This window comes from Chryseobacterium sp. OV279 (assembly GCF_900128945.1).
Lineage (GTDB): Bacteria > Bacteroidota > Bacteroidia > Flavobacteriales > Weeksellaceae > Chryseobacterium.
The window spans coordinates 19,704-46,009 of record NZ_FQUD01000006.1; the positions used below are offsets into that span (position 1 = coordinate 19,704).

22 protein-coding genes are annotated in these 26,306 nt (G+C 39.0%); 19 read left to right on the forward strand and 3 right to left on the reverse strand.

The genetic code is table 11. The features are described 5' to 3' along the window. Window positions 1-27: 27 nt before the first annotated feature. Together BUA72_RS22770 and BUA72_RS22775 are read right to left on the reverse strand one after the other, a co-directional pair. Window positions 28-3,396 (reverse strand): T9SS type A sorting domain-containing protein, encoded by a 3,369-nt coding sequence (locus tag BUA72_RS22770; RefSeq protein ID WP_139259671.1) that lies wholly within the window; start codon window positions 3,394-3,396, stop codon window positions 28-30. Window positions 3,397-3,857: 461 nt separating this feature from the next. After that, window positions 3,858-4,997, reverse strand: coding sequence for an EpsG family protein (locus BUA72_RS22775; RefSeq protein ID WP_052202420.1), 1,140 nt, complete (start codon window positions 4,995-4,997; stop codon window positions 3,858-3,860). A gap of 334 nt (window positions 4,998-5,331) precedes the next feature. Here BUA72_RS22775 and BUA72_RS22780 point away from each other — a divergent pair, with 334 nt between their 5' ends. The 6 genes from BUA72_RS22780 to BUA72_RS22805 all read left to right on the forward strand — a co-directional run bounded on the left by BUA72_RS22780 (window position 5,332) and on the right by BUA72_RS22805 (window position 12,661). Beyond that, window positions 5,332-8,985 (forward strand): MMPL family transporter, encoded by a 3,654-nt coding sequence (locus BUA72_RS22780; RefSeq protein WP_072925452.1) that lies wholly within the window; start codon window positions 5,332-5,334, stop codon window positions 8,983-8,985. 43 nt (window positions 8,986-9,028) lie between these two features. After that, window positions 9,029-9,943, forward strand: coding sequence for a flavodoxin family protein (locus tag BUA72_RS22785; RefSeq protein WP_072925454.1), 915 nt, complete (start codon window positions 9,029-9,031; stop codon window positions 9,941-9,943). Window position 9,944: 1 nt separating this feature from the next. Then, complete coding sequence (locus BUA72_RS22790) at window positions 9,945-11,084, forward strand: dialkylresorcinol biosynthesis protein DarB (RefSeq protein WP_047452639.1); 1,140 nt, start codon at window positions 9,945-9,947, stop codon at window positions 11,082-11,084. Further along, window positions 11,084-11,515: a hotdog family protein gene (locus tag BUA72_RS22795; protein ID WP_072925455.1), complete on the forward strand. Its 432-nt coding sequence runs from the start codon at window positions 11,084-11,086 to the stop codon at window positions 11,513-11,515. Before BUA72_RS22790 ends, BUA72_RS22795 begins: the two co-directional genes overlap by 1 nt. Window positions 11,516-11,520: 5 nt before the next feature. After that, window positions 11,521-11,964, forward strand: a complete 444-nt coding sequence (locus tag BUA72_RS22800; RefSeq protein ID WP_047452644.1) for a hotdog family protein — start codon at window positions 11,521-11,523, stop codon at window positions 11,962-11,964. Window positions 11,965-12,292: 328 nt separating this feature from the next. After that, on the forward strand, window positions 12,293-12,661 hold the full coding sequence (locus BUA72_RS22805) for a hypothetical protein (protein ID WP_072925458.1): 369 nt from the start codon (window positions 12,293-12,295) through the stop codon (window positions 12,659-12,661). An 81-nt stretch (window positions 12,662-12,742) separates the two neighbouring features. On the opposite strand, the gene BUA72_RS22810 is transcribed toward BUA72_RS22805, so the two are convergent. Beyond that, complete coding sequence (locus tag BUA72_RS22810) at window positions 12,743-15,655, reverse strand: M16 family metallopeptidase (RefSeq protein WP_072925459.1); 2,913 nt, start codon at window positions 15,653-15,655, stop codon at window positions 12,743-12,745. 264 nt (window positions 15,656-15,919) lie between these two features. Here BUA72_RS22810 and BUA72_RS22815 point away from each other — a divergent pair, with 264 nt between their 5' ends. The 13 genes from BUA72_RS22815 (at window position 15,920) to BUA72_RS22875 (ending at window position 26,305) form a co-directional block, all read left to right on the forward strand. Further along, on the forward strand, window positions 15,920-16,324 hold the full coding sequence (locus BUA72_RS22815) for a flexirubin biosynthesis protein DarG (protein ID WP_072925461.1): 405 nt from the start codon (window positions 15,920-15,922) through the stop codon (window positions 16,322-16,324). Window positions 16,325-16,391: 67 nt separating this feature from the next. Further along, a complete protein-coding gene (locus tag BUA72_RS22820) occupies window positions 16,392-17,387 on the forward strand; it encodes a BtrH-related acyltransferase DarH (protein ID WP_072925464.1) in 996 nt (331 codons plus the stop codon). Between the two features lies 1 nt (window position 17,388). Continuing rightward, a complete protein-coding gene (locus BUA72_RS22825; protein ID WP_072925465.1) occupies window positions 17,389-18,147 on the forward strand; it encodes an ABC transporter ATP-binding protein in 759 nt (252 codons plus the stop codon). Beyond that, the gene (locus tag BUA72_RS22830; RefSeq protein WP_072925468.1) at window positions 18,134-19,402 is read left to right on the forward strand and encodes an ABC transporter permease; all 1,269 of its coding nucleotides are present in this window, start codon (window positions 18,134-18,136) and stop codon (window positions 19,400-19,402) included. Before BUA72_RS22825 ends, BUA72_RS22830 begins: the two co-directional genes overlap by 14 nt. Further along, window positions 19,392-19,817: an acyl-CoA thioesterase gene (locus BUA72_RS22835; protein ID WP_034727007.1), complete on the forward strand. Its 426-nt coding sequence runs from the start codon at window positions 19,392-19,394 to the stop codon at window positions 19,815-19,817. Before BUA72_RS22830 ends, BUA72_RS22835 begins: the two co-directional genes overlap by 11 nt. Continuing rightward, on the forward strand, window positions 19,817-20,950 hold the full coding sequence (locus BUA72_RS22840) for a beta-ketoacyl synthase N-terminal-like domain-containing protein (RefSeq protein ID WP_072925470.1): 1,134 nt from the start codon (window positions 19,817-19,819) through the stop codon (window positions 20,948-20,950). The genes BUA72_RS22835 and BUA72_RS22840 overlap by 1 nt, the downstream gene beginning before the upstream one ends. A gap of 10 nt (window positions 20,951-20,960) precedes the next feature. Continuing rightward, window positions 20,961-21,500, forward strand: a complete 540-nt coding sequence (locus tag BUA72_RS22845) for a 3-oxoacyl-ACP synthase (protein ID WP_072925797.1) — start codon at window positions 20,961-20,963, stop codon at window positions 21,498-21,500. Window positions 21,501-21,638: 138 nt separating this feature from the next. Continuing rightward, entirely contained in the window at window positions 21,639-21,896 is a 258-nt protein-coding gene (locus BUA72_RS22850; RefSeq protein ID WP_034727005.1) for a phosphopantetheine-binding protein, read from the forward strand. Window positions 21,897-21,988: 92 nt separating this feature from the next. Further along, window positions 21,989-23,188, forward strand: a complete 1,200-nt coding sequence (locus tag BUA72_RS22855; RefSeq protein ID WP_072925473.1) for a beta-ketoacyl-[acyl-carrier-protein] synthase family protein — start codon at window positions 21,989-21,991, stop codon at window positions 23,186-23,188. Continuing rightward, window positions 23,185-24,246 (forward strand): beta-ketoacyl synthase N-terminal-like domain-containing protein, encoded by a 1,062-nt coding sequence (locus tag BUA72_RS22860; protein WP_072925475.1) that lies wholly within the window; start codon window positions 23,185-23,187, stop codon window positions 24,244-24,246. Before BUA72_RS22855 ends, BUA72_RS22860 begins: the two co-directional genes overlap by 4 nt. A 76-nt stretch (window positions 24,247-24,322) precedes the next feature. After that, entirely contained in the window at window positions 24,323-25,069 is a 747-nt protein-coding gene (locus BUA72_RS22865) for a polysaccharide deacetylase family protein (RefSeq protein ID WP_072925477.1), read from the forward strand. A gap of 2 nt (window positions 25,070-25,071) precedes the next feature. Further along, window positions 25,072-25,698, forward strand: a complete 627-nt coding sequence (locus BUA72_RS22870) for a flexirubin biosynthesis/transport protein LolA2 (protein ID WP_072925480.1) — start codon at window positions 25,072-25,074, stop codon at window positions 25,696-25,698. After that, the gene (locus BUA72_RS22875) at window positions 25,664-26,305 is read left to right on the forward strand and encodes a flexirubin biosynthesis protein LolB2 (RefSeq protein WP_072925482.1); all 642 of its coding nucleotides are present in this window, start codon (window positions 25,664-25,666) and stop codon (window positions 26,303-26,305) included. The genes BUA72_RS22870 and BUA72_RS22875 overlap by 35 nt, the downstream gene beginning before the upstream one ends. Window position 26,306: the final 1 nt, after the last annotated feature.

A 26,306-nucleotide genomic window follows, 5' to 3' on the forward strand; every position in this document is an offset into this window, starting at 1 on the left:
TCCTTAATTACGTACCGAATTTCTTACCTATTTCTTGATAATTTTCACAATTTCTTTTAAATCATTAATTGTTAAAAAGTAGATCCCTGAAATCAAAGAAGAAAGATCTATTTTACCGTTTTTAAACTGCCCTGATTTCACAAGCTGACCAGACATGTTAAAAATCTGATAATCAAAATCTTTACTCTCCTGTGTCTGAATATGAAGCATATCTTTTACCGGATTCGGGAATAAGGTGATTTTGTTTTCATTCACTCTTTCTCTCACCTCAGCACTGCTTAAAATGGCAGCTCCTTTTCCGGAGGCCAAAGCGGTAATCTGCAGTTTTGGAATAGGTCCAGCTTCATTTCCATCGGAATCATATTTCATTCTAACGCATCGGCAGCCCGTTCCAAAATACGGGTCATTATTATCATGAAAAGCAATGAAACGGTTGGATGAAGATGCCGCATCAAATAAAACATTAATGGATCTTCCCAAATAATTGGCAGCCAAAGCTCCGGTCCATACCCCCGGAAACTGAAAATTCACAGTATTGAAAGTTCCTTGCGGAGACTGATTAGCCAGAACACTTCTGAACCCGCGGGATCCGGAATCCGGAAAATTCCCTACAGTGTACCCGGAACCATTGAACATGTACCCTATCGTAGACGTTGTAGAAGGGTTTCTCACCCTTGTTCCGGAATAATCTGTAGGTACACTGTAAAAAGTGGCTGCATTTTTATCTTTTTTATACCATGGCGACTGTCCAAAATCCTGATTCGAGATCAAAGCAGAGCTTGTAATATCCGGAATTCTCCAGCCTTCAGGACATGGATCAAAAGGAGATTTCTTCCCTCCTCTTCCCCATCGGTCCGGAGCAAGGTTGGGCTCATTCGCCAGCCAGTCTGTTCCATTGGTATAATTCGGCATGGCACTGTTATAAGATGCAAAAGAACTCGGAATCATATATACCAGAGGGTTTTTAACGGAGTAAGACATCACTTTCGCTACTTTCTCTGCCGGTCTGTCTGTACTCTGCGCATTTACAGCTGCTGCGTACGTATTGTAAGGAACAATATAGTTTCCAGGCGCAGTGTTGTATGTAGCCGGAGTAAGTGTTGTATAGGTAACTGTCCCGTTATCTGCTGCCGTTCCTAAAAACACATTATAGGAAGCTCTGTTATCTGCATATTGAAAGGTAGGAATCGGGTCTTTTCTTCCCCACTGATAATGCATTCCGGTAGAAGCTCTTATTTTAGCGAGTTCCGCAGCAGTGGGACTCAATCCGTTAGCCACCATGGGAAAAGCATCTGTTGCTCCCAGGTTTCTATCCATGAACTCTGTCTGAAGGGCGACATCCGCTTTGTTCACATAATTCACATAATTGACCGCTTCAATTGCCGGAAGCTCTGTGGTATAATTAAAGGATCCAAGAGCGGAATCTGTGATCCAGATATGCCAGCTCCAGTATACCGGAGATGTGATATTTCCATTATGAAGCGTTACTACAGCATTTCCACTTTGGTTAGGTCTGATTTCCACTAAAATTTTTGAGCTGCTAACACTTTGAAGTGATGAAGGCGAAGGATTTACCACACTTATCTTATTGATCAGAGCTGTATTGGTCGTCCACAACACATTCGCTTTTAAGTTGCTGAAACTGGAAGGGTTTAGAATTTCCTGGTTGTTCAATAATTGGCTTTGTACCGAAAATGCTTTACTTACAGGAATTTCTACCGTAAAAAGCTGGGCATTCTTAACAACCTGGTAGGTATTGGGATTATTGATTCCCTCTCTGTATTCTGTAGGGGGCGCTAAATATTCGGAAGGGAAATTATATTTATTCACAACATACAGCGGGTCTTTGATGCATCGGCAGCCATTCGCTTCTGAGGTATACATTCCGGACATCGGCATATAGGTATATCTTCCTTTAATGTTGGGATAAGCGGGATCAGGGACATCCGGCTGCCCTTTGTCGGGGATCATATAAAGCCCTCTGGTGATTACCGTGGGAGATCCATCAAAATGTCTGCCCATCGTGGCGGTCCATAAAGCGGTATGATGCTGGTCGGTATACTGCCCTTCATGGGCGCTTCTGATCAGCTGTCCTGTTCCCGGAAAAACGCCCATATTGTTTCCACCCACATTCGAAAGATCAAAACCCAGATTGGGATAAATTCTGAATCCGGTCATGAATGCAGGAACACCGGTGTTGGTAGGTTTTATAATGTGATATTTATTCGTTTCAAAAAGATCTTTCCCCATATTGGTTCTGACCCCGAAAGGAGAAAAATCTACCCTGATATCATCTGCATAAGACTGAGAACCTAAATTGGCAACAAGCATCGACGGTATTCTCCATCCGTTCGGGCAAGGGTCGTAAGGAGACTTGTCTCTATAAGGCTGGGCGCTGCCGTCATTATTATAATCCTCACTGATTATCCCTCGCGAGTTATCAGACCAAAGATTAAGCTCAGAAAGCCTTCCATCGCCTATTTCCGGAAAACGACCAAACCAGTTGACCGGAAGATTCGGGTTATTATTGTAATAGGCCTGGTTATTACTGCCATCTTTATTTACATAGATCAGGCTGAGCGGGTTCTTTACGGAAAGTCTCATATTACTGATGACTTCCGCATTGGCTAGCGGAACGAATCTCGTAAGGTTGTCAATACTTGCAGCTCCGGCAAAGTTCTTTGCTGCCCTGTGTCTTACTCTCCCCATGGAACCGGACACTTCATAGAAGTCATTTCCTCTTGTCACCAATGGTGGAATCGGGTCTTTCCGTCCCCACTGATAAAGAAGTCCGATGCTCCTGTTCCAGTCTGAGGAAGTGATAGAACTGCTCAATGCGCCAAGATTACGATCCATCCAACCCCAGTCTGCATCTGGAATAGGCTCAATGGTCCCATCGGCTTTCATTCTTGTGATGTTGTTGAAACTTTTGTAGGTTGATCCGTTACCAGGATCGTCAGTTACCCAGATATGCCAGCTCCAGTAGATCTCTCCGTTTACTCTGAAAGCAATGACGGCATTTCCTTTTTTTGTTTTGTTGATGGGAACTTTTATTTTGGCACTCTGATTAGAATCCAGAATCTCGAGCGAATACCCTGTTCCTGATTTGATCAGCCCGTGGGTATCTTCCCACAATACATCGGCTGTTACTGTACCGGCAGGAATTCCACCGTCTCTAATGTATTTATCTTCCGCCCACATGGCGTAGGCTTTTCGTACAGGGATCAGCAGGCCTTCACTGCTTTGACCGGGATCAAAAATATAGCTGTTGGGAGCTTTTGTCCAGTCCGGACCTGTGTCTCTGTTAGCAGGTCTCCGTAAGGTATCCCCTGTTAACACTAATCTTTCCGTATATCTATACGAGGGAGGAATTTCATTTAATTCCCTGCTATTCATGGAATAGGTACCAATCGACACTAAGCAAAAAATTGCCGCAAAATTCTTAATTAAATTTCTCATATCCTTAGACTTGTGTGCCTTTCAGGAAATACAACTTTTAAGCCTTCGCCAATAATAAATCATTAATAATATAAATAAGAATTAAATATTCAAATTATATCATTAATAATCAATCAGTAAAAGATTATAAATACGAAAACGGCACAACTCGTTTCACAGCGTGCAAAAATAAATGATTCAAATGACATATCTGAACCGAGAATTCAAGTTGAATAAATATTAACAAAGAGACAGAAATCCGCAAATGGGAAGATGAAAGTGGTAATTGCTCCTTTATTTTTAACAGCTCTCTTCACTGATAAAATAATAAAGCCGTCTGTGTTTCAGACAGAAAAGAAATAACAAAAAAGACAACCATAAAGCTGTCTTTTATATAGTATCATATATGAATTAAGTTCTTAAGGAAGGATGTGGTTTTTATAAAGTTCAGTCGTAAATCTACCCACTTTAATATTGTTAAATGAGCAGAAAACAATAATATTAAAAATAACAAGGGCTAAGATAAAGGCATAAATCATTTTCTTCACCCCACTGGACACTACATACATCGCATTAGGGATAATAACGAAGGAGAAACCAATAAATGCACCTACCAGCCTGGATGAGAATACAGGATTGTTTCTGAAAATAAAGTAAAAACATATTCCTATTACCGCATAAGCTCTATGGTATTCGTAATACGGATACAATTCTTTCATCTTGGTATCGAAAGCAAAAAGGAAGAAGGTAAGGATCATCATCATGGCCTCGGGAATTCCGAAACCACCATTCAGCCTTTCTATAGACTCATCCATATATCCGTTCAGACCTTCTACAAGGATATTCTCAGACGCCATACTGCTCAGGAAATCTCCAAAAACCCTGTACACTTCAAAAGGCGAAAGAAATACGGAAATAATAATCAGCACGAGCATCACAGTTTTGCTCAAAGGAATACGAACCAGCCAATACAGCGGAAGAAACAGATAACTTACCGTATGGATTCCGGATGCAATAAATATAAAGAAGAGATAATGCCAGAGCTTCCGCTCTTTGATATAGCGTATCGCAAAATAAACAATAAATGTTCCTAAATTCTGCCTGATCTGTCCACTCTCTCCAACAAAGAAGTAGGGGACAAACATAAACAGGATAAACGTAAAGGGGTAAAAAGTATTATCCTCCGTATATTCTATCTTAAAAAAGATGGCACAAATGGCAATTATTAAGGTAAGAACATAAAAAGGAGCATCGAAGACATTGAGCAATATTTTATTGATCAAAGTATACAGCCATTCTACATCCAGCTGATCCGGCCCCTCCATATGAAGCATCTTAAGAAAGATACTTTCATAGCTTTTGGTATCGGAATAAATGTACAATCCTTTATAACTTCCGTAATCCGGACCTACGTTGTCACGGAAACCGACCAGTATGATGAGATAAACCCCTAAAAACCAGAGCCATTTTTTATCTACTTTTTTGCCGAAAACTTCCTGTACACTAAAAAAAAGCATATAGACAATCGCCACTATAAAATATGGATGTAATACACTCATGCTAGTTGTAGGTTTTGTTTAACCGGTGCAGGGTGCACAAGAAGGCTCCAAATCTGTAATAAGATAAGAAATACAGCAGAAAAGGGAATACTATTGGGAATAGAAATCCGTCTATTTTTTCATCATTTTTTTTCAACATATCTAAAACAGATTCTTATTTCTTTAATAATAATATGGGTTTAAAATATATTTCTTGAAAGGGAACTTTTGCAAAAGTAGAATATTTTTTTATTCTGCCTAGAATATTTTGTTGATTTTCAGACAAAACTTATAGCCCAAATGTTTTGAACTAATGTTGAAAAAATTAAATTTGCAGACTTGATTTCACCATATAATGCATCGTTTTTTTATTTTTTTATATTATCTCATTTCTAAAAACAGGGTCCTTTCTGCTCTTATTGCTATTGGGACGGCTGTTCTATGCGGATTTTTTGCTTCAAAAATTAATTTTGAAGAAGATATCAACCAGATAATTCCTAAAAATGAAAAATCAGATCTTACGGCAAAAGTTCTCAAACAGCTGAATTTTTCGGACAAGATCATCGTGATTATAGAAAACAAGTCCAAAGAAGATAATTTTCAGTTATCCGAAACCGCTGATACTTTTCTGCAGAAAGTGGAACCTTTGAAGAAATATATCGGTTCTGTTCAGGGTAAAGTGAACGACAGTGAAATTTCGGAAACATTTGATTTTGTGAATCAGAATCTGCCTTTGTTCCTTGATGAAAACGATTATAAGGAAATCGAAAGAAAACTTCAGAAAGACAGCATTTCAAAACAGGTAGAGAACAATTATGTATCTCTGGTTTCGCCTACGAGTCTTGTGACAAAGGAGTTTATCAAAAAAGATCCGTTAGGAATCACTTATTTAGGCATTAAGAAATTAAATGCTTTAAACATCAGCAAAGATTTCAAACTTGAAGACAATTATATTGTCACCAAAGATGGGAAAAACCTTCTTCTCTTCATCGATCCGAAAAACAAAAGCAACGACACCAAGGGCAATGAAGTCTTTGTCAATCAGCTTAATGAGATAAAAGACGGCATCAATAAACAGTTCAAAGGGAAAACGGAGCTCAGCTATTTCGGTTCTCCAGTGATTGCCGTAGCGAATGCACAACAAATAAAAAAAGACATCCAGAATACGGTTATGATCTCAATGACAGTGCTATTGGTCCTGCTTATCTATTATTTCCGAAACTTTTTCACTCCGATTATCGTATTTCTCCCGACTGTATTTTCAGTGCTTCTCGCCCTGCTGATTCTTTATTTTATTAAAGATAAAATTTCCGCTATTTCTTTGAGTGTGGGAGCCATTCTTATCGGGATCACGATAGATTATGCCCTTCATATTCTTACCCATTATAAACATAACAACAATATAGAAGAACTTTACAAAGAGATCACCCAGCCCATCATACTGAGCAGTGCTACAACCGCTGTTTCTTTTCTGTGTCTGGTATTTGTGCGTTCTGAAGCGTTGAAAGATCTTGGTCTTTTTGCCGCGATTACTGTTATTTTATCTTCCGTCACGGCATTGATCATCGTCCCTCAGTTGTATAAACCCAAGCAGAAAGAAGAACACCAAAGCACCAATTTTATAGACAGGATAGGGTCTTATCCTTATGAGAAAAACAAACCTTTGATTATAGGCTGTTCTATCATCATCGTGGCCTGTCTGTTTGGTTTCAGACATGTAGGATTCAATGAAGATATCGGGGACCTTAATTATATTCCGAAAGATTTAAAAATAAGTGAAGCCAAGCTGCAGAAGCTTTCCGACATCACCTCAAAATCTATTTACACCATTTCTTACGGTAATTCTGAGGAAGAAGCCTTGGCAAGAAACTCCCGCCTGAGCAATTTCCTTGAAAAAGAGAAAAAGGAAGGAAAAATTCTGAGCTACAGTTCGCTCGGAAATGTTGTCTTGTCTGAAAAAGATCAGAAACAAAGGATTGAAACCTGGAAGAAATTCTGGGATGCAGATAAAAAGAACCGCACCGTTTCTGAACTGGTGAGCAGCGGAAATCAATTTGGCTTCAACAGCAGTGCCTTTGATAACTTCAATGAAGTTTTAAATAAAAATTATACGGAATTAAGTCTCAAAGACTACGAAAAAGTAAAAGCATTACAGATCTCCGAATTCCTGAGCAATGAAAATGGTTTTTACACGGTTTCCAATGTGGTCAAGGTAGATGAAAAGAAAAGAGATCACTTTATAAAAGATGTTGAGAAGCATCACGACGCGTTGGCCATTGACCGCCAGCAGATGAACGAAAACTTTCTGGGACTGCTGAAAAGAGATTTCAGTACGCTGATTAATTATTCGCTTCTGGCCATTGTTCTGACGATTATTGTTTTCTTCAGAAACTTTGAACTTACGGTTCTTACGATGTTTCCTATTGTTTTGACCGGAGTTGTAACAGCAGGTATTCTGTATTTTCTTGGATTGGAATTAAATATTTTCAGTACCGTGGTTTGTACACTGGTATTCGGTGTGGGTGACGACTTCAGTATTTTCCTTACAAAGGCGATGCAGAAGGAACATACCACCGGGAAAAACGAACTTCCGACTTACAGAACCTCCATTATTCTGGCGGTTTTCACAACGATATTGTCCATCGGCTCTCTGATCTTTGCAAAACATCCGGCATTACATTCACTGGCGCTGGTTGCCCTGATCGGAATGTTCTCCGTGATTATTATTACCTCAACGCTTTATCCGTTCTGGTTTAGATTGCTGATCACGAACAGAGCGAAAAAAGGACTTTCTCCTATCACGTTCAGACTGTTTTTAAGATGCATCATTTCATTCTTTTATTATGGATTGGGAGGATTGGTCTTTTCACTGATCGGAAGTGTCTTTGTCAAAAGATCGAAAGGGAAAACCTTAGATATTATTAAATTAATTTTAGCTAAATTTCTAACATCAGTCCTGCACATCAGTCCTTTTGTAAGAAAAAGAGTGATAAAAAATCCCGCAGAAGATTTCAGCAAACCGGCCGTGATCATTGCCAATCATACTTCTTTCCTGGACACCCTTGCGATCGCCATGGCAACGCATAAGATTATTTATCTGGTGAATGACTGGGTGTATGATTCTCCGGTTTTCGGAAAACTGGTAAGAGCATTGGGCTTTTATCCCGTTTCTCAGGGAATAGAGAACGGTATGGAAAAGCTGAAAGAAAAAATTGATCAGGGATATTCGCTGGTTGTTTTTCCGGAAGCGGAACGTTCTTATACGAATGATGTAAAAAGATTCCACAAAGGAGCCTTTTATCTTGCCGAACAGTTCGGACTGGATATTCTTCCCTTATACATTCACGGGAATTCTGAAGTGCTGCCGAAAGGTGACTTTATCATCTACGACGGAAGCATTACCGTAAAAGTTGGTGACAGGATCAGTAAAGATGACCTCAGCTTTGGAAAAAACTATTCCGAAAGAACGAAAAAGATTAATGCCTATTTCAGAGAAAAGTTTGCCGAACTGAGAATCGAACTGGAGGATGAAAATTATTTCAGGAAAAAACTATTTCTGAGTTATTTATTCAAAGACAGTGAGATGGTAAAAGAAGTCAAGGATGATTTCAATGCCCATAAATCGGTTTACTTTGAATTGAATAAGCACATTGCCAGAGATGCATCTATTCTGCATATGGCTGATGATTTTGGACAAAAAGATGTACTTTTAACTCTTTATCAGGCCGAAAGAAGAATTTTCTCTCTTATTAAAGATGAGGAGAGAAGACAAACCGCTATGCAGACGTATCTGGTTAAGAGAAGAAAGATTCACTATATCAAAAATGTTTCTGAGATTCATAAGGCTATTGATATCCTTTTGATTTCGGATCAGCAGTTTGACATCAGTACCCTGGAAAATCTTCCGGAGACCATTATCTTCCTGAATACGATTCATTCAGACTTTAATAATTCAGATTATTATGAAGAATTTAATTCAAAAGGAATAAAAATATTCAAAAAACACTAAATAAATATGAAAAGCATATTTTTGTAACCGTTAAAGAATACTAATGAAAAAAAATATACTCGTAATCTACTATTCGCAGACAGGACAGCTGGAAGATATTGTGAAGAATATAGCGCAGCCTTTCGAAGCCAAAAAGGAGGAATATGACGTTACGTATTATAATATTCAGCTGAAAGAGGATTTTCCTTTCCCCTGGCCGGAAGATGTTTTCTTCAATACGTTCCCTGAATCTTATCTTCAGATCCCGAAAGAGATCTTTCCTCCTTCTGAAGAGATTCTGAACAAAAAATATGACCTCATCTTATTCGGATATCAGGTATGGTATCTTACACCGTCTATTCCTATCATCTCTTTTTTAAAGAGTGGTTTTGCGGAAAAAATACTAAAAGGCACGGATGTGGTTACCATCTCAGGAACCAGAAATATGTGGATGCTTTCTCAGGAGAAACTGAAGGTATATTTAAAAGACCTGGGAGCAAAACTGGTAGGAAATATCGCTTTAGTAGACAGACATGACAATTATACAAGTGTACTCACGATCTTACGCTGGCTGACCACAGGAAAGAAAGAGAAATCGGGAATGCTTCCTCCTGCAGGGATTTCGGATGAAGAAATTTCGGGATCTGTAAAGTATGGCCGCATTATAGAAAAGCATTTCAACAGTGGAAATCTTTCCGGTCTTCAACCTGAACTGGTACAGAACGGAGCGATAGAAATCCGCCCATTTTTAGTGAGAGTGGAAAAAGTAGGGAACAAGATCTTCACCATATGGTCTAATCTCATTATGAAGAAAAAAGAGAAACGTCCATTGCTGATAAAATTCTTTAAGGTATATTTGATGGCTGCGATATGGATTATCTCACCTGTCGTCTTAGTTTTACACCTACTGACAACCCCCATATTTTGGTCTAAAAGACAAAAACAAAAAACATATTTACAAGGAATTAATTTAAAATAGAATGTACGACGTATTTATAACAAAAGCATCAACATACTTACCTAACAACCCGGTATCAAATGATGAAATGGAGACTTATCTTGGTCTGATAAATGACGCTCCTTCTAAAGCAAGATCACTGATTTTAAGAAATAACAAGATCACCACAAGATATTATGCTTTGGACAAAGAAGGAAATCCTACTCATACCAATGCACAGCTGACCGCAAAAGCTGTAGAAGGACTATTCGATGAAAATTTCAAAAAGGAAGATATGAAACTGTTGTCCGTAGGAACGACTTCTCCGGATCAGATGCAGCCTTCACACGCTTCTATGGTTCATGGTGAGCTGAATATCGGTAAATCTATTGAAATTAATACCGCTACAGGTCTTTGTAATTCCGGGATGAATGCCCTGAACTACGGATTCCTTTCTGTAAAGGCCGGTGTGAATGAAAATGCAGTATGTGCAGGTTCTGAGAGAATGTCTGCATGGATGACCGCCGATAAATTCAACCATGAAGCTGAAAATTTAAAAGCACTGGAAGAAAGACCTATCGTTGCCTTCAAGAGAGAATTCCTGAGATGGATGCTTTCTGATGGTGCAGGTTCATTCCTTCTTGAAAATAAACCAAGAGAAACCGGAATTTCTTTAAAAATAGAGTTCATCGATTTCTATTCCTACGCTCACGAGATCGAAGCATGTATGTATGCAGGATGCGACAAGCAGGAGGACGGAAGCCTTAAATCTTGGGCAGACTACCCTTCTGATGAGTGGCTGAAGCAGTCTATCTTTGCTATTAAACAAGACACCAAGATCCTGGATAAATACATCCTGGTAAAAGGTGCAGAAAGCTTAAGATCTTCTTTTGACAAACATCAATTAGATCCAGCAAAAATCGATCACGTTCTGGCTCATATTTCTTCAGGGTATTTCAAAGACGGCCTGAAAGATGAATTTGCTAAAAAAGGAATGGATTTCCCTGCGGAAAAATGGTTCTACAACCTTTCCGACATCGGAAATATCGGAGCTGGTTCTATCTTCGTAGCACTGGAAGAATTAATGAATTCAGGAACGCTGAAAAAAGGAGAAAAAGTATTGCTTTGTGTTCCTGAAAGTGGAAGATTTGCTTACTCTTGTGCCCTATTAACGGTTTGCTAATGGAGAACCAATTGCCAACATCTGATACGAATTTTGTAGGAAGCCTTATTCCCCAGCGTTTTCCGTTTGTCATGGTTCATGAGCTTACGGAATATTCTGAAAATCATCTGGTATCGGGATTTGAAATCAAGGATGACGCTATTTTTATCCAGGACGGAATATTTCAGGCTTCGGGACTTATAGAGCATCAGGCACAGAGTGTGGCTTTGCATACCGGTTACAAATATCATCTTTTAGGAAAAGATGCGCCTACCGGATATATCGGTGCCATCAAATCTTTTGAAGCGGAAACTCTTCCTAAAACAGGTGACCGCCTGGTATCGGAAGTAACGATCCTGAATGAAGTAATGGGTGTAACGCTGGTAGATATTGTAACGAAACTGAATGGCGCAATCATTGCAAAATCCCAAATGAAAACTGCTGTAAAATAACTGTCATGGAGATCAAAGAAGACCAACTTATCAATATACATAACTTTCTGCCGCACCGCGAACCGATGCTGATGGCAGATTATATCCTGGAATTGACCAAAGAAAAAGTTGTGACTTCCTTTGAAATAAAAGAAGATAATGTGTTCGTCCACAATCATGAACTTGTGGAAGCCGGCCTGATTGAAAATCTTGCCCAAACCTGCTCTTCTATTCTGGGACAAAGCTTCTTTGAAAACCCTGAAGCAGATACCAAAGTAATTGGCTTTATCACCAATATTAAAAAGATCGAACTTTTCGGTCTTCCAAAAACCGGCGATAAGATCATTTCAAAGGCCTCACTGATCTCTCAGTATGAAAATGTCTGCAATATCTTTTGTGAGACGTTTAATCATGATGAACTGCTCATCAGGGCGGAGATCAATCTGTTTATTCAGGAGGTAAAATCTTAAGAATCTATTTTAGTTAAAATATATAACCGTGCGATTATCGTGCGGTTTTTTTTGTGTTACATCAATGCTAAATTTAGGTTTTGGCTAAAGCCTTTTGTAAAGCGTATATCTTGTAAGCGGGCTAAAGCCCGCCCCTATTGATGTGTCTATTTGTGAAAAGATTCGTTTTATTTTTTAACCATAGATGGCACGGATTTTCACAGATGATTGTGAAGAACGGAAGCTGGAGGTTGGGAGCAGGAAGTTATTGAAGTTGGAGAATAACTTTAAGCCTGTCTTATTGTTCTTTTAAAACTACCTCATCAAATTGTAAGATAAACTATGAGATATGGAAAGCCTGCCGGTAACTTCCAGCCTCCATCTTCCCTCTTCCCTCCTAATGATCAAACAACCCTTATTTTTCGATATATTTGATGAAAATAAAAGTATGAGTGTAAAAGTAAGGTTCTATTCAGATAATGTTGAATTTGATTTTGAAAATTCTGTTGAGTTTCCCGTAGCTCCGCAAATTGGGGATGAAGTGAATCTTATTTCATTTTTTAAATACAAAACCTCCGAAAGACTGGAATACTATAACAATATGGACGATCTTGATCTGTATAATGACGCGGTAGTATCTCAGCGTACCTGGTGCAATGATCTTGACAAACAGGAAGTGTATCTGCTGGTAAAACTAACTTACCGTCAAAACAGATAAAAGTTGCTTTCCAAATTAAATTCAGAAAATAAAAAAGCGGAGCATTGCTGCTCCGCTTAAAAAAATTGGTATCATAAAGGGTTAGTATCCGAAGATTTCTTCAAGAGATACCTCCTGGAACGTTCCCATTTTATTGATGGATTCCATATTCAGGTTTTCTTTCTTACCGATGATCGCTGTGTTGTATTTCATAGGCTTGATCTCAGTATTGTAGAAGCTGGTAAGCTGTGGCAATGTCAGCCCCTGGATTTCAGCATATGTATCTTTTCTGATATCATAATCTACTCCCAGTTTTTTCAATGCTAACTGATTAAAGAAAATATTCGTTCTGTTAATTCTGTTAGACGCAATTTGCTTCAGGGCAGAACCTTTTGAGTTCTCAAACTGTGCAGGAATCTGTGGAAGAGAAGCCATAAGATCGCTCATTGCATTGACTGCTGATGGAAGCTTATTAGCCTGAGTTCCGATATAATTCGTGATATAGTTGGCATGTCCTTTTTCTGAAGCATTAGCATAATACACATAAGCTGAATACGCCAGTGATTTACTTTCTCTGATCTCCTGGAAAACAATAGAAGAAAGGCCTGATCCGAAATAGCCATTGAAAACATTAGCTTTTCCGAAATTACTTAAGTTTACATCACCTCCTTTAGCCACTTTAGACATTTCCATCTGAACCATGTCGTAGTTGGTGAAATATACTTTTCCGTCTGCTGCAGGCTCCTGGTATTCTTTAGCTTTTGCCGGCTGAACGCTCGCTTCTGAGATATACGGCTTAACTGCTTTTTCTAAACCTGACTGCTCCTGTCCATAAAGGAATACCTCATATGGCGACTGGTTCAGTACTTTGATTTTCTTAGTCAGTTCATTCACATCAATGCCTTCAAGACGTTCTTTAGAAACGATGTCTGCCATTCTTGAATTTTTGCCGTATTTAGCATAGTTCGTTAAAGCAGCCATGATTCTGGTTTTATCTTTTTTAGCAGCAGCTCTTGCTTCAAGGATTGTTTTCACAGTCTTTCCGTAAGTCTCTTTATCTGCTTTTACATTTGTCACCCAGTGATTCATCAGCTCAACACCTTTCTTCATATTGGCTTCAAGACCGCTCAGTGTGATAACTACCTGATCGTTTGAAGTTCTGAAGCTGTACGTGATTCCCAGTTTGTAGAATTCACCTTTCAGCTGCTCAGGCGTATATTTATCCGTTCCAAGGTATTCAAAAAGGGTTACCGCTACTGAAAGCTCCTTATCATTATCCGTTCCGAAAGGGAAAATATAGCTGATCTGTGCTACATCATTGTATTTATTCTTTACAAAGCTTACTTTCTTATCTTTGATCTGCGTTGTCTGGATCGCTGCTTTATAATCGATGAACTCAGGTTTGATCTCAGTTACTTTGCTGCTCAAAATACCTTTAAGGAAAGGAGATTGCGCTTCTCTGTTCAGTTTGATTGGAGTAATTCCAGGATTCTGTACACGAACCAGTTTGTCATTCACTCCTTTTTCTTTGTAAACAACCACGTAGTTGTCTTTGAAAAATTCGTTGGCAAACTTGACCACATCAGCCTTGGTGATTTTCTCGTATTGGTTGATATCATTTAATTCCTGCTCCCAACTTTGCTCGTTGATATACGTGCTGTATAGAGTAGTAGCTAATCCGTCTGCAGTTTCCCACGACTTCATACGCTGTACCTTTTTATCATTAACGATTGCCTTCAGCATCCAATCCGGGAACTGACCTTTTTTCACAAGATCCAGCTGATCCAATAGCAATTTCTTAGCATCATCAAAACTCTGTCCCTCTTTCGGCGTTACGGACATGGTAAAAGCACCATAGGTTTTAAAAGCAGATTCGTAAGCGCCTGCACTTAATACTTTTTGGGTCTGGTTCATATTAAGATCTATAAGACCCGCATCTCCACTATTACTTAAAATTTCTGCAACTACATCCGCTAATCTTGCATTCTGGCTTCCATTAGAATCGGATCTCCATGCAAGGGTCATTCTTTGTGTGCTCGGGCTTTTCACAGTTCTGGAAACAATGCTTTCCATAGGCTGTTCCGATACCATTTTTTTCATTGGCAGCTCTTTGTATTTGAAAGTTCCAAAATACTGATCTACCATTTTGATGGTTTTATCAAAATCCAGATCTCCTACCAGAACCACTGCCATATTATTAGGCACATAATACGTGTCAAAATATTTATGAATAGCAACCATTGAAGGGCTTTTCAAGTGCTCTGAAGTACCGATAGTGGTCTGCTGACCGTTTGGATGTTTTGGGAAAAGAGCTTCCATCATCGCATAATTGACAAGACGGAAATCGTTATCCTGAGCTCTGTTGTATTCCTCATAAACCGCTTCTAATTCTGTATGGAAAAGACGCAGTACCAGTTCGGAAAAACGTTCTTTCTCTACCTGAAGCCACTTTTCAAGCTCATTGGCCGGAATATTATTTTTATAAACCGTTTCATCAAGCCATGTGTGAGCGTTTGTTCCTGTTGCTCCCAATGAAGAGATCGCTTTGTCATATTCGTTAGCGATCGCATATTTAGATGCTTCCTGAGAAACTTCATCTATTTTCTTATAGAGTAATTTTTTCTTTTCAGGATCCTTTTCTGCTTTGTGCTGCTCATAAAGATCAGAGATCTGCTGAAGCAATGCTTTTTCCTTTGCCCAGTCCTGTGTTCCCAAGTGAGAAGTTCCTTTGAAAACCATGTGCTCAAGGTAATGCGCCAAACCGGTATTATCGCTAGGGTCGTTATTAGATCCTGTTCTTACCGGAATATAGGTTTGAATTCTCGGAGCGTCATCATTTTTTGCCAGATACACCTTCAGTCCGTTTTTCAGGGTATAAACTCTTACCCCTGACTGGTCATTCTTTACCGTTTTGTATGTATACCCCTGACTGTCTGTCATCTTCTGAGTATCAAACTTCTGTGCCATTGCATGAAGCATGCAGAAAAGCGAAACAGAAATAAAAAATTTCTTCATAAGTCTTATTTTATTTTATCCAAATTTCTTAGAACCTTATTAGTCTACATTTATATGACACTTGTTACAGCCTGTATATTACAAATTCAGGATTAATATTTTTGAGTTAAACACCGCTCTTCTCCTTTTAAAAAGCCCATCCTGAGCATTCTGATTTAATATGATTTACATATAATGTATTTTCACTATTTTAGCCAACTGATTAAAAAGAATTAAAAAGGCGACCCCTTTTTCATCTTAAAGTAGAAAAATAATACAGTTTACATGAAAAAACAAGACCTGCCTCAGGATGAAAGCAATCTGAAGTCAGCAAACATGACCGAAGTCTTGTATGTGACGGACGAAAACGATAATTATACGACGGCCAACAGCATCGGCTGGGAAGCTAAAAAAGCAGCCCTGGAAGAATCTTTAGAGCTTATTCATGAAAGAATTGAAGAAGCAAGACAGGATGTTGTTAATAATGTATCAAGTCCCATTATGTATTTTATGGAACTGAATAAAATGGATCTGGGTGTTCTTGCTTCCTATGTCGGAATGTGGCAATGGAGAGTAAAAAGACACGCAAAACCAAGAGTATTTAAAACACTAAACGAATCCGTACTGAAAAAATATGCCGATGCATTCGGGATTTCAGTGGATGAATTAAAGAACTTTGACGGAAAATAATACTGAAATGAAGCATACCATCCTATGCACAATTTCATTTCGCCAATGAAAAAGATAAAAGCAGCAAATGAAACTTAACTTTGAACACCATCAGACCGCGCATTGCGAAAACGGTGTTGCCTCCAATCTGTTACTCAACAAAGGCTTAAAACTCAGTGAACCAATGATCTTCGGGATCGGTTCCGGACTGTTTTTTGTCTATCTGCCATTTTTGAAAGTCAATTTTGCTCCCGGCTTCAGCTATCGTCCGATGCCCGGTGCTATTTTCAGCAAAGCAGCCAAAAGATTGGGAATTAAAATCAAAAGAGAAAAATTTTCTAATCCTAAAGACGCACAATCCGCTTTAGAAAGAAACTTAAATCAGAATATCCCGACTGGGCTTCAGGTAGGCGTTTTCAACCTTACCTATTTCCCTGAAGAATATAAATTCCACTTCAATGCACACAACCTGGTGGTATACGGAAAAGAAGACGGAAAATTCCTGATCAGCGATCCGGTAATGGATTATACAACTTCCTTGTCCGAAGCTGAACTTGAAAAAGTAAGATATGCCAAAGGCGCACTGCCTCCAAAAGGACATATGTACTACCCGACTTATATCCCTGAAAATGTAAATATTGAAGAAGCCATTAAAAAAGGAATCAAAGACACCTGTAAAAACATGCTGGCTCCGGTTCCCCTTATCGGGGTAAAAGCCATGAGATGGGTCGCCAAAAGCATCCCGAAATGGGCAGCAAAGAAGGGAACCAAAGTCACTAACCACTATCTCGGACAGCTGATCAGAATGCAGGAAGAGATTGGAACTGGCGGAGGCGGTTTCAGATTTATCTATGGCGCTTTTCTTCAGGAAGCAGCGGTCATCCTTAAAAATGATGAATTAAAAGAGCTGTCCAAAGAAATCACTGCGATTGGTGACCTGTGGAGAGACTTTGCCGTGGATATTGCCCGTGTTTACAAAAACAGGAATTCAAAAAGCGATATCTACAACAACCTTTCAAAATCTATGCTTCATATCGCAGATCTGGAAGAAGCTTTCTATAAAAAACTGAGAAAAGCGATCTGATATGGAGGAGAATATGATTGAGATCAAAAATCTATACAAAAAGTACAAAAACTCCGAAGAGTTTTCTGTGAACGATATCTCGCTGAATATTGAGAAAAATGAGATCTATGGAATTCTGGGGCCAAACGGTGCCGGAAAAACCACTCTGATTTCCATGCTTTCAGGATTAATCAAACCCACTTCCGGACAATTTACGATCAATGGTCTGTCTCCCCAAAAAGACAGTTTTAAGATCAAAGAAATCATCGGAATCGTGCCTCAGGAATACGCGCTCTATCCTACTCTTACGGCTAAGGAAAACTTAATGTTTTACGGAAGTCTGTACGGATTAAAGCATAAGGAACTTAAAAGAACCATCGATGAATCTTTAGAAATCATGGGCCTTTCAAAGTTTGCAGATAAAAAAGTGGAACAGTTTTCCGGAGGGATGAAACGCCGATGCAACCTTATCGCTGGAACGCTTCACAATCCGAAAGTATTATTCCTCGATGAACCCACTGTAGGTGTTGATGTTCAGTCTAAAAAAGTCATCATCGATTTCTTACAGGAACTGAATAAAAACGGGACGTGTATCATTTACACTTCTCACCACCTTTCCGAGGCGGAAGAATTCTGTACGAAGATCGCCATTATCGACAGAGGAAGGATCCACGCCGTAGGAACGCCGGAAGAACTGGTGTCACAGATCGCCAACGCTGAAAACCTGGAAGACGTTTTCATATCATTAACAGGAAAAGAACTAAGAGATGTTGTTGTATAAACTTTGGAGAAGCTTCGTGAAGGAAATCCTTCTTCTGAAGAGAGATATTGGGGGAATAGTCATTATTTTCGTCATGCCGTTGCTGTTAATTGTAACGATTACATTAATTCAGGATTCAACTTTCAAAAATCTGGAAGGCTCAAAGATCCCGATTATTTTCATTGACAATGACAAATCCGAGGTATCCAAAAACATAAAACAGGAACTGGAAACCAGCAAAACATTCCAGCTGCTGACGAATTATGACGAAAAATCAGCGCAGGAAGCCGTGTTTTCCGGAGATTACCAGATGGCGATTGTCATTCCTGAAAATTTAACGAAAGATTTAAATTCAAATATAGATTCCAAAGTTCAGACGATCGTAAGTTCGTTCGGACTGGAAGGCGATACGGCAGCGGTGAAAAAAGCGGCACCGAAAGCCAAAGAAATTCATCTGTATTTTGATCCGGCAACCAACGTAGGATTCAAAAACTCCGTGATGAATTCCGTGAATAAAATGGTTTTTGAGATTGAAAACAAAAAGATCTACAAAGCATTTCAGGATCAGCTGGGAACGGAAGAAAACCTTGATGAGAACAAAAATCTCATCAGTTTCAAAGAAATCACCCCGAAAAAAGGAGCGATGGATGTGATGCCGAACTCAGTTCAGCACAATGTTCCGGCCTGGACGCTTTTCGCGATCTTCTTTATTGTCGTTCCGCTCTCTATCAATTTAGTCAAAGAAAAAAGTCAGGGCACGAGTGTAAGAGCAAGGATCAGCCCTACGCCATACTTTGTTCATATTTTAGGAAAAACATTTACGTATCTCATCATCTGCATCATTCAGTTTTTACTGATGGTCGCAGTGGGAATTTACCTTTTCCCTTATATGGATCTGCCAGCTTTTGATGTTTCGGGGAAAATGTTCCAGCTTATTGTGGTGACTTTATTTTCCGGACTGGCAGCTATCGGATTTGGGGTTTTACTGGGAACTATTGCAGATACTCAGGAACAGTCTGCGCCTTTTGGAGCTACTTCAGTAGTGGTTCTGGCCGCTATTGGAGGAATATGGGTTCCCGTATTCTTAATGCCGGAATTTATGCAGACCGTAGCCAAATTCTCCCCGATGAACTGGGGACTGAATGCCTATTATGATATTATTTTAAGAAACAGCGGTATCGGAGGAATTGCCAAAGAACTTGCTTTCCTTTTTGCATTCTATATTGCAATGGTCGCTATTTCTATTTTTTACGAACGAAAACAAAATGCAGTCTAAAGAAAACATATTAACCTGTACGGAAGAAGTAAGGGTAAGATTCAACGAAACAGATCCGCTGGGCATCGTCTGGCACGGACATTATATCGTTTATTTCGAAGACGGAAGAGAAGCTTTCGGAAGAGAGCACGGCCTTACTTATCTCGATATTCAGAGAGAAGGCTATGTGACGCCTATCGTAAAAAGTACCTGTGAACATTTTCTTCCTTTAAAATATGGAGAAACGTTCAGGATCGTTACCACTTTTGTGAATTCCGTATCTGCCAAACTGATCTATACCTATGAACTGTTCAATCAGGATGATCAGCTGGTATGCAGCGGAGAAACCATTCAGGTTTTCTTAGACAGCAACGGAAGCTTATGCCTTTATAATCCTGAGTTTTTTCAGGCATGGAAAGATAAAATGGGATTATAATGAGGAAAGAAATTTATATTACAGACTACAACTGTGTCACTCCTTTAGGGTTTGACGTTACTTCGAACTGGAATCATCTGGTAGAAGGAAAATCAGGCGTGGGTCTGCATCAGGTGATAGAAAACCAGGACGCTTTTTATGCTTCCATTATTGATACTGAAAAGCTGGAAGAAGAATTTAAAAACAACTTTGACAATCAGGATTTTACAAGACTGGAGAAAATGTTTCTTCTAAGTTTAAAACCTCTGGTTGAAAAGCATCATATTTCAGAAGAAACGGCTTTTATCCTATCAACGACCAAAGGAAATATCAGCTTATTAAAAAATCAGACAGCATTACCGGAAGGCGTTTATCTTTCAAAATTAGCACAGAAAATTGCTGATTATTTTGGATTTAAAACAAAACCCATCGTGGTTTCCAATGCCTGCGTTTCAGGAGTAATGGCCATTGCTGTTGCTAAAAATATGATCCAGGCCGGGAAATATAAAGATGCTTTTGTAACTGCCGGTGATGAGGTTTCAGAGTTTGTGATCTCAGGATTCAACTCTTTTCAGGCCATCGGAACCGAACCGTGCAAACCTTATGACAAAAACAGAAACGGAATCAATATCGGCGAAGCGACAGCAGGGGTGTATATCACTTCCGTTCCTAGCGAAAACGAAAAACTTAGGTTTAAAATATCAGGAGACTCTGCAGTAAATGATGCCAATCACATTTCAGGACCTTCCAGAACGGGAGACGGATTGTATGCAAGCATCAAAAATGCCATGACAGAAGCGAATATCACCTCTGATCAGATCGATTTTATTTCCGCCCACGGAACCGCCACTATCTACAATGACGAAATGGAAGCTATCGCTTTCAACAGAATGGAACTTCAATATGCTCCATTGAACAGCATGAAGGGCTATTACGGACACTGTCTTGGTGCATCGGGACTTTTGGAAAGTATTATCTCTATGGAAAGTGCCCGCCACGGACTGCTGATTCCTTCTAAGAATTTTGAAGAAACGGGAGTTTCCCAACCTTTGAATATCATTACAGAAAACCAGTCTGCAAGCGTTCAGTATATATTAAAAACAGCTTCTGGATTCGGCGGATGCAATGCAGCGATTGTTTTGGAAAAATGTTAAAATGAAAGTGATGAAGAAAACGGACAGCTGTACCATAGAACATTCAAAAATAACCGTTAACGGACATCCTGTTTTTGAAAGCCAGACGGAAACATTTCACGATTTTGCGAAAGAGGCTTATAAAAGCTTAGAAATCAATTATTCCAAATTTCACAAGATGGATAATCTGAGTAAGCTTGCGTTTCTCGCCTCGGAAATGATTTTAAAAGACGAAGATCACAGCAGAACAGCAGTGGTTCTTGCCAACCGTTCATCCAGTCTCGATACAGATTTCAAATACCAGGAAAGCATCAACTCAGAAGAAAATTACTTCCCTAGCCCTGCCGTATTTGTCTACACCTTACCTAACATCTGCGTAGGTGAGATCAGCATCAGACATCAAATGCAGACGGAGAATGCTTTTTTCGTTCTGGATGAATTGGATGAACAATTTTTAAACGATTATGCAGAGCAGATCCTGCTGTCCGGAAAGGCAGAAAAAGTTCTCTGCGGCTGGACGGAACTTTATCAGGAAAATTATAAAGCTTTTGTATATTTGCTAACCTTATAAAAATGTAACAATATAACAATGGAACAATATAACAATGTAACAGTCTAGCAATGTAACAATTCTAAACATAGAAATGGATATATTCATGCATTGTTACACTGGTACATTAAGTACATTGGTACACTATTAATCTATATTATGGAAAACTTAAAAACAGAATTAAAGCACAAAATCATTGAAGTTCTAAACCTTGAAGACGTTTCTGTAGAAGAGATCAAAGATACAGATCCTCTGTTTGGAGGCGGTTTAGGTCTTGATTCTATTGACGCTCTTGAGCTTATTGTTCTTTTGGATAAAGACTACGGAATAAAATTAGCCGATCCAAAAAAAGGAAAGGAAATTTTCCAATCTATCGATACGATGGCTCAATTCATTGAAGACAACAGAACGAAATAAATAAATGTACCAATGTATCAGTTTAACAGTCTAGCAATCATTGTTACACTGGTACATTGCTACATTGGTACACTGTTATATTAAAATAATAAATGAACAAGAAAATTGCCATCACAGGAATGGGCATCATTTCTTCCATCGGAAACAATGTGGAGGAAAATTTTATTTCGTTAAAAACCGGAAAACATGGAATTTCTGACATCCAGATGTTTGAAACCCGCCATGCCGGAACTATAAAAACCGGCGAGATAAAATGGTCTAATGAAGAGCTTGTACAACAACTTCAGCTGCCTGAAGACAATAATGTGACGAGAACTTCTTTATTGGGCATGATCGCTGCAAGAGAAGCTGTAGCATCTGCCGGAATTTCGGATATCAATGAATACAAAACCGGGCTCATCTCTTCTACCAGTGTAGCCGGAATGGATATCACGGAAAGGTATTTCTACTCTTACGAAGACTTTCCTGAAAAGCAAAAATACATCGATGCTCATGATGCGGGAAATTCCTCATTGGCCATCGCTGATTATCTTGGATTAAATGGTATGGTTTCCACCATCAGCACAGCCTGCTCTTCAGCAGCGAATGCGATCATGATGGGTGCTAAACTGATTAAAAACGGTGTTTTGGACCGTGTGATCGTGGGTGGAACAGATTCCCTTTCAAAATTTACGTTGAACGGATTCAATACGCTGATGATTCTTACGGATTCTTACAACACCCCATTTGATAACGACAGAAAAGGATTGAATCTTGGTGAAGCAGCTGCTTTTATCGTTCTTGAGTCTGATGAAGTCGTGAAAAAAGAAAACAAAAAAGTCCTGGCTTACCTTTCCGGCTATGGCAATGCGAATGATGCCCATCATCAGACCGCTTCGTCAGAAAACGGACAGGGTGCTTTTCTCGCCATGCAACAGGCTCTTAAAATATCCGGCCTGGAAAAAGAGAACATCGATTATATCAACGTTCACGGAACGGCAACTCCCAATAATGATTTATCAGAAGGAATTGCCATGATCAGAATCTTCGGTGAAGATCAGGTTCCTGAATTCAGTTCTACCAAAGCTTTTACAGGACATACTCTGGCGGCGGCGGCAGGAATTGAAGCGGTATTTTCCATTTTGGCGATGCAGCACAGCGTCATTTTTCCCAATCTGAATTTCAAAACGAAAATGGCAGAATTTGATTTAACTCCGGTTACAGAGCTGAAGGAGAAAGACATTAACCATGTTCTTTCCAATTCATTTGGCTTCGGAGGAAACTGTTCTACTTTAATTTTCTCAAAATCATGAACGCAGTATACATCAACAGTGCATCCTGCATCTCTGTTCAGGACACTTTAAAAGAAAATTTTTCCCAGGATCTTAAGGCTGGCCCATCTGTTCAGATCTTAAAAGCTGTAGATCCCAACTATAAAGAATTCATTCCGCCTGCGATGATCAGGAGAATGTCTAAAACCGTAAAAATGAGCTCCGTAGCTTCCACTTACGCTTTAAAAGAAGCAGGAATTGAAAAACCGGACGCTATCATTGTAGGAACAGGAATGGGATGTTCCCAGGATTCTGAAAAGTTCCTGAAAAACGTAATCGATAATCATGAAGAGTTTCTGACTCCTACATTTTTTATCCAGTCTACCCATAACACCGTTGCAGGCCAGATTGCTCTTGGTCTTCAGTGTCATGCGTACAATTTCACGTATGTCAATACTTCTTCCTCACTGGAATTCTCTTTTCTGGACGCTCAGCTTCAGATCAACGACGGAGAGGCTGAAAATGTTCTCGTAGGCGCTGCAGATGAGCAGACGGCCAGAACCATGGAACTTTACCGTCTCAACAATACCATAAAAAAAGAAGAAGATCTTCCCGCTGATTATTTACATTCAAAAACGGATGGTGTGATCTGGGGCGAAGGTGCTGCTTTTTTTGTTTTAGGAAAAGATAAAACGGAAAGTTCTTACGCTCAACTTAGAGACATTCAGATCATCAACAGATTGGATATAGAAAAAACAACCTCTTTTATAGGAGATTTTTTAGCTAAAAACAATTTAAAACCTGAAGACATTGATGCTGTGATTTTAGGATTCAGTGGTGATGCAACATCTGATGTTTACTATACAAAAGCAATGGATGCATTTCAGAATTCAGCTTTATTATATTACAAGCATTTGAGCGGGGAATTCAATACGGCAAGTGGGTTTTCTACATTTATGGCCTGTCATATATTGAAGGAACAGCAAATTCCGGAAGTCATGATGATCCGTTCAGAGCAAAAGACCGACATTAAAAATATTCTTCTTTACAATCATCTGGCTGGAAATGACCATAGTCTGATGTTGTTGGAAAGAGCTTAATCAAACAGGAAAACATCTAATTTACGGGTTTTCTGAATGCAGTGATCAACATAAGTACAACTCAAAATACCGGAAGATGAAGCACTATCCATTTATTCTATTTTATCTTTTCTGCAACGTATTTATTTATGCGTTTCATGGAAGTATCTGGGTTTATCTGGCTGGATTTCTGGCTTTTTCTTTCGTAGTGGTTTGGGGATCATTTGATATTACGCTGGGGTATTTTGTGAACAGCATTACCCATAAAAGGACGAAAATCAATGAAGTTGCCCTGACTTTCGATGACGGACCGACTGAATTTACACCCCAATTTTTAGATCTGCTTAAAGAACATCAGGTAAAAGCTACTTTTTTCTGTATCGGAAAACAGATCGAAAAATACCCGGAAACTTTTCAGCGGATTATTGCTGAAGGCCACACCATCGGAAATCACACGCTTTCGCATTCTAACAATACAGGCTTTCTGTCTGCCTCAAAAATGACAGAGGAGATTGAAAAATGTGACGAAATCATCTTAAAAACCGGTCAGATTAAAACTGATTGGTACCGACCTCCTTTCGGTGTTACGAATCCGAGCATCGCCAAGGCCATTAAAAGAACTCATAAAAAAAGCATCGGCTGGAATGTCCGTTCACTGGATACGGTTACAGACGATAAAAAGAAAATCTATAAAAAAGTAACCAAAGGCCTGAAGAAAGGAAGCATTATCCTTCTTCATGATACCTCTGAAAAGACGTACAACATATTGGTCGATTTATTGTTATTTTTGAAGGAGAAAAAACATTCGACGTTTACGGTCGATTCAATTAACAAAATCAAATAAAAATGATTAAAAATATTGTTTTAGGCGCATTTATATTCATTTCAGGCTTCTTTTCTGCGCAGATGACCGCGATGTCCGGCGCAGAAGCTAAAGCATTTGTAACGAAAGTGTCTTCTGAAACCCAGGAGATCAAAACCCTTCAGAGCGATTTTACCCAGACCAAAAAGATGGATTTTCTTGATAAAAGCATTGTTACCTACGGAAAAATGTCTTTGAAATCACCGAATATGCTGAGCTGGAAGTATACAAAACCTTATCAGTACAGCATTGTTTTTAAAGAAGGTAAAATTTTCATCAATGATCAGGGGAAAAAATCGTCAGTAGATGCCAAGAGTAAGACCTTTGAGAAGATCAATAAGCTGATTGTAGGAAGTTCAAACGGAAAAATGTTCAGCGATCCTGAATTTACCGTGTCCTATTATAAAAACGGAAATTTCAATGTGGCCAAATTCACTCCGAAATCTGCCCAGCTGTTGAAATACATCAAACAGATTGAACTTCATTTTCCAAAAAACCAGTCAACGGTTTCACAGGTGAATATGACGGAAGCCTCGGGAGACACGACGAATATTGTATTCAAAAATACCAAGATCAATGCAGCGATTGCAGCTTCAGAGTTTAGTTTATAGTCTGGTTTTCCTGCTGTTGGTTTCGTGTAAAAGCTACCAGCTGACAGATGCAAAACCGGTTCAGAGTGCTGAGAAAACGGTTGAAAATTTATATTTTTCTTCTGGTGAAGATTATGTGTATAAATGCCAAATGGATATTTATAAGAATCATGTAAGCGGAATTCTGATCATTAAAAAACTGAGTGAAACGACTCACCGCGTGGCCATGACTTCAGATTTTGGAAATAAATTAATTGATTTCGAGATTTCTGAGAATGATTTTAAATTGAACTATGTCCTTCCGGATCTTGATAAGAGGATTGTGATTAATTTTTTAAAGAACGACTTCCGGGAGCTGCTGAAAAGGAAATTTCCGGTGAATGAATCTTTTGAAAACGATCATTCTAAAATCTATCTTTCCAAAGCTGACAAAAGGGCTTACTATCTGTTTTTCAATAAGGAAGACGGACTGCTGAAGAACATCATTTACACGAAAAACAATAAGGAAAAAATCGATTTCAGTTTTGCAGCAAAAAAACATATCTTCGCGGATAGCTTAAACCTGCAACACAAGGACTTTAAGATCAATATAAAACTATTTCAAATAACTGAAACCGAACAGAATTAAC

What these genes read in the sequence shown, in the direction of transcription:
- BUA72_RS22810 (WP_072925459.1), bottom strand. Translation starts at nt 15,655, where the DNA reads ATGAAGAAATTTTTTATTTCTGTTTCGCTTTTCTGCATGCTTCATGCA.
- BUA72_RS22775 (WP_052202420.1), bottom strand. Translation starts at nt 4,997, where the DNA reads ATGAGTGTATTACATCCATATTTTATAGTGGCGATTGTCTATATGCTT.
- BUA72_RS22855 (WP_072925473.1), top strand. Translation starts at nt 21,989, where the DNA reads ATGAACAAGAAAATTGCCATCACAGGAATGGGCATCATTTCTTCCATC.
- BUA72_RS22805 (WP_072925458.1), top strand. Translation starts at nt 12,293, where the DNA reads ATGGAAAGCCTGCCGGTAACTTCCAGCCTCCATCTTCCCTCTTCCCTC.
- BUA72_RS22770 (WP_139259671.1), bottom strand. Translation starts at nt 3,396, where the DNA reads ATGAATAGCAGGGAATTAAATGAAATTCCTCCCTCGTATAGATATACG.
- BUA72_RS22800 (WP_047452644.1), top strand. Translation starts at nt 11,521, where the DNA reads ATGGAGATCAAAGAAGACCAACTTATCAATATACATAACTTTCTGCCG.
- BUA72_RS22870 (WP_072925480.1), top strand. Translation starts at nt 25,072, where the DNA reads ATGATTAAAAATATTGTTTTAGGCGCATTTATATTCATTTCAGGCTTC.
- BUA72_RS22850 (WP_034727005.1), top strand. Translation starts at nt 21,639, where the DNA reads ATGGAAAACTTAAAAACAGAATTAAAGCACAAAATCATTGAAGTTCTA.
- BUA72_RS22795 (WP_072925455.1), top strand. Translation starts at nt 11,084, where the DNA reads ATGGAGAACCAATTGCCAACATCTGATACGAATTTTGTAGGAAGCCTT.
- BUA72_RS22815 (WP_072925461.1), top strand. Translation starts at nt 15,920, where the DNA reads ATGAAAAAACAAGACCTGCCTCAGGATGAAAGCAATCTGAAGTCAGCA.
- BUA72_RS22780 (WP_072925452.1), top strand. Translation starts at nt 5,332, where the DNA reads ATGCATCGTTTTTTTATTTTTTTATATTATCTCATTTCTAAAAACAGG.
- BUA72_RS22845 (WP_072925797.1), top strand. Translation starts at nt 20,961, where the DNA reads ATGAAGAAAACGGACAGCTGTACCATAGAACATTCAAAAATAACCGTT.
- BUA72_RS22785 (WP_072925454.1), top strand. Translation starts at nt 9,029, where the DNA reads ATGAAAAAAAATATACTCGTAATCTACTATTCGCAGACAGGACAGCTG.
- BUA72_RS22835 (WP_034727007.1), top strand. Translation starts at nt 19,392, where the DNA reads ATGCAGTCTAAAGAAAACATATTAACCTGTACGGAAGAAGTAAGGGTA.
- BUA72_RS22860 (WP_072925475.1), top strand. Translation starts at nt 23,185, where the DNA reads ATGAACGCAGTATACATCAACAGTGCATCCTGCATCTCTGTTCAGGAC.
- BUA72_RS22820 (WP_072925464.1), top strand. Translation starts at nt 16,392, where the DNA reads ATGAAACTTAACTTTGAACACCATCAGACCGCGCATTGCGAAAACGGT.
- BUA72_RS22830 (WP_072925468.1), top strand. Translation starts at nt 18,134, where the DNA reads ATGTTGTTGTATAAACTTTGGAGAAGCTTCGTGAAGGAAATCCTTCTT.
- BUA72_RS22875 (WP_072925482.1), top strand. Translation starts at nt 25,664, where the DNA reads ATGCAGCGATTGCAGCTTCAGAGTTTAGTTTATAGTCTGGTTTTCCTG.
- BUA72_RS22865 (WP_072925477.1), top strand. Translation starts at nt 24,323, where the DNA reads ATGAAGCACTATCCATTTATTCTATTTTATCTTTTCTGCAACGTATTT.
- BUA72_RS22790 (WP_047452639.1), top strand. Translation starts at nt 9,945, where the DNA reads ATGTACGACGTATTTATAACAAAAGCATCAACATACTTACCTAACAAC.
- BUA72_RS22825 (WP_072925465.1), top strand. Translation starts at nt 17,389, where the DNA reads ATGGAGGAGAATATGATTGAGATCAAAAATCTATACAAAAAGTACAAA.
- BUA72_RS22840 (WP_072925470.1), top strand. Translation starts at nt 19,817, where the DNA reads ATGAGGAAAGAAATTTATATTACAGACTACAACTGTGTCACTCCTTTA.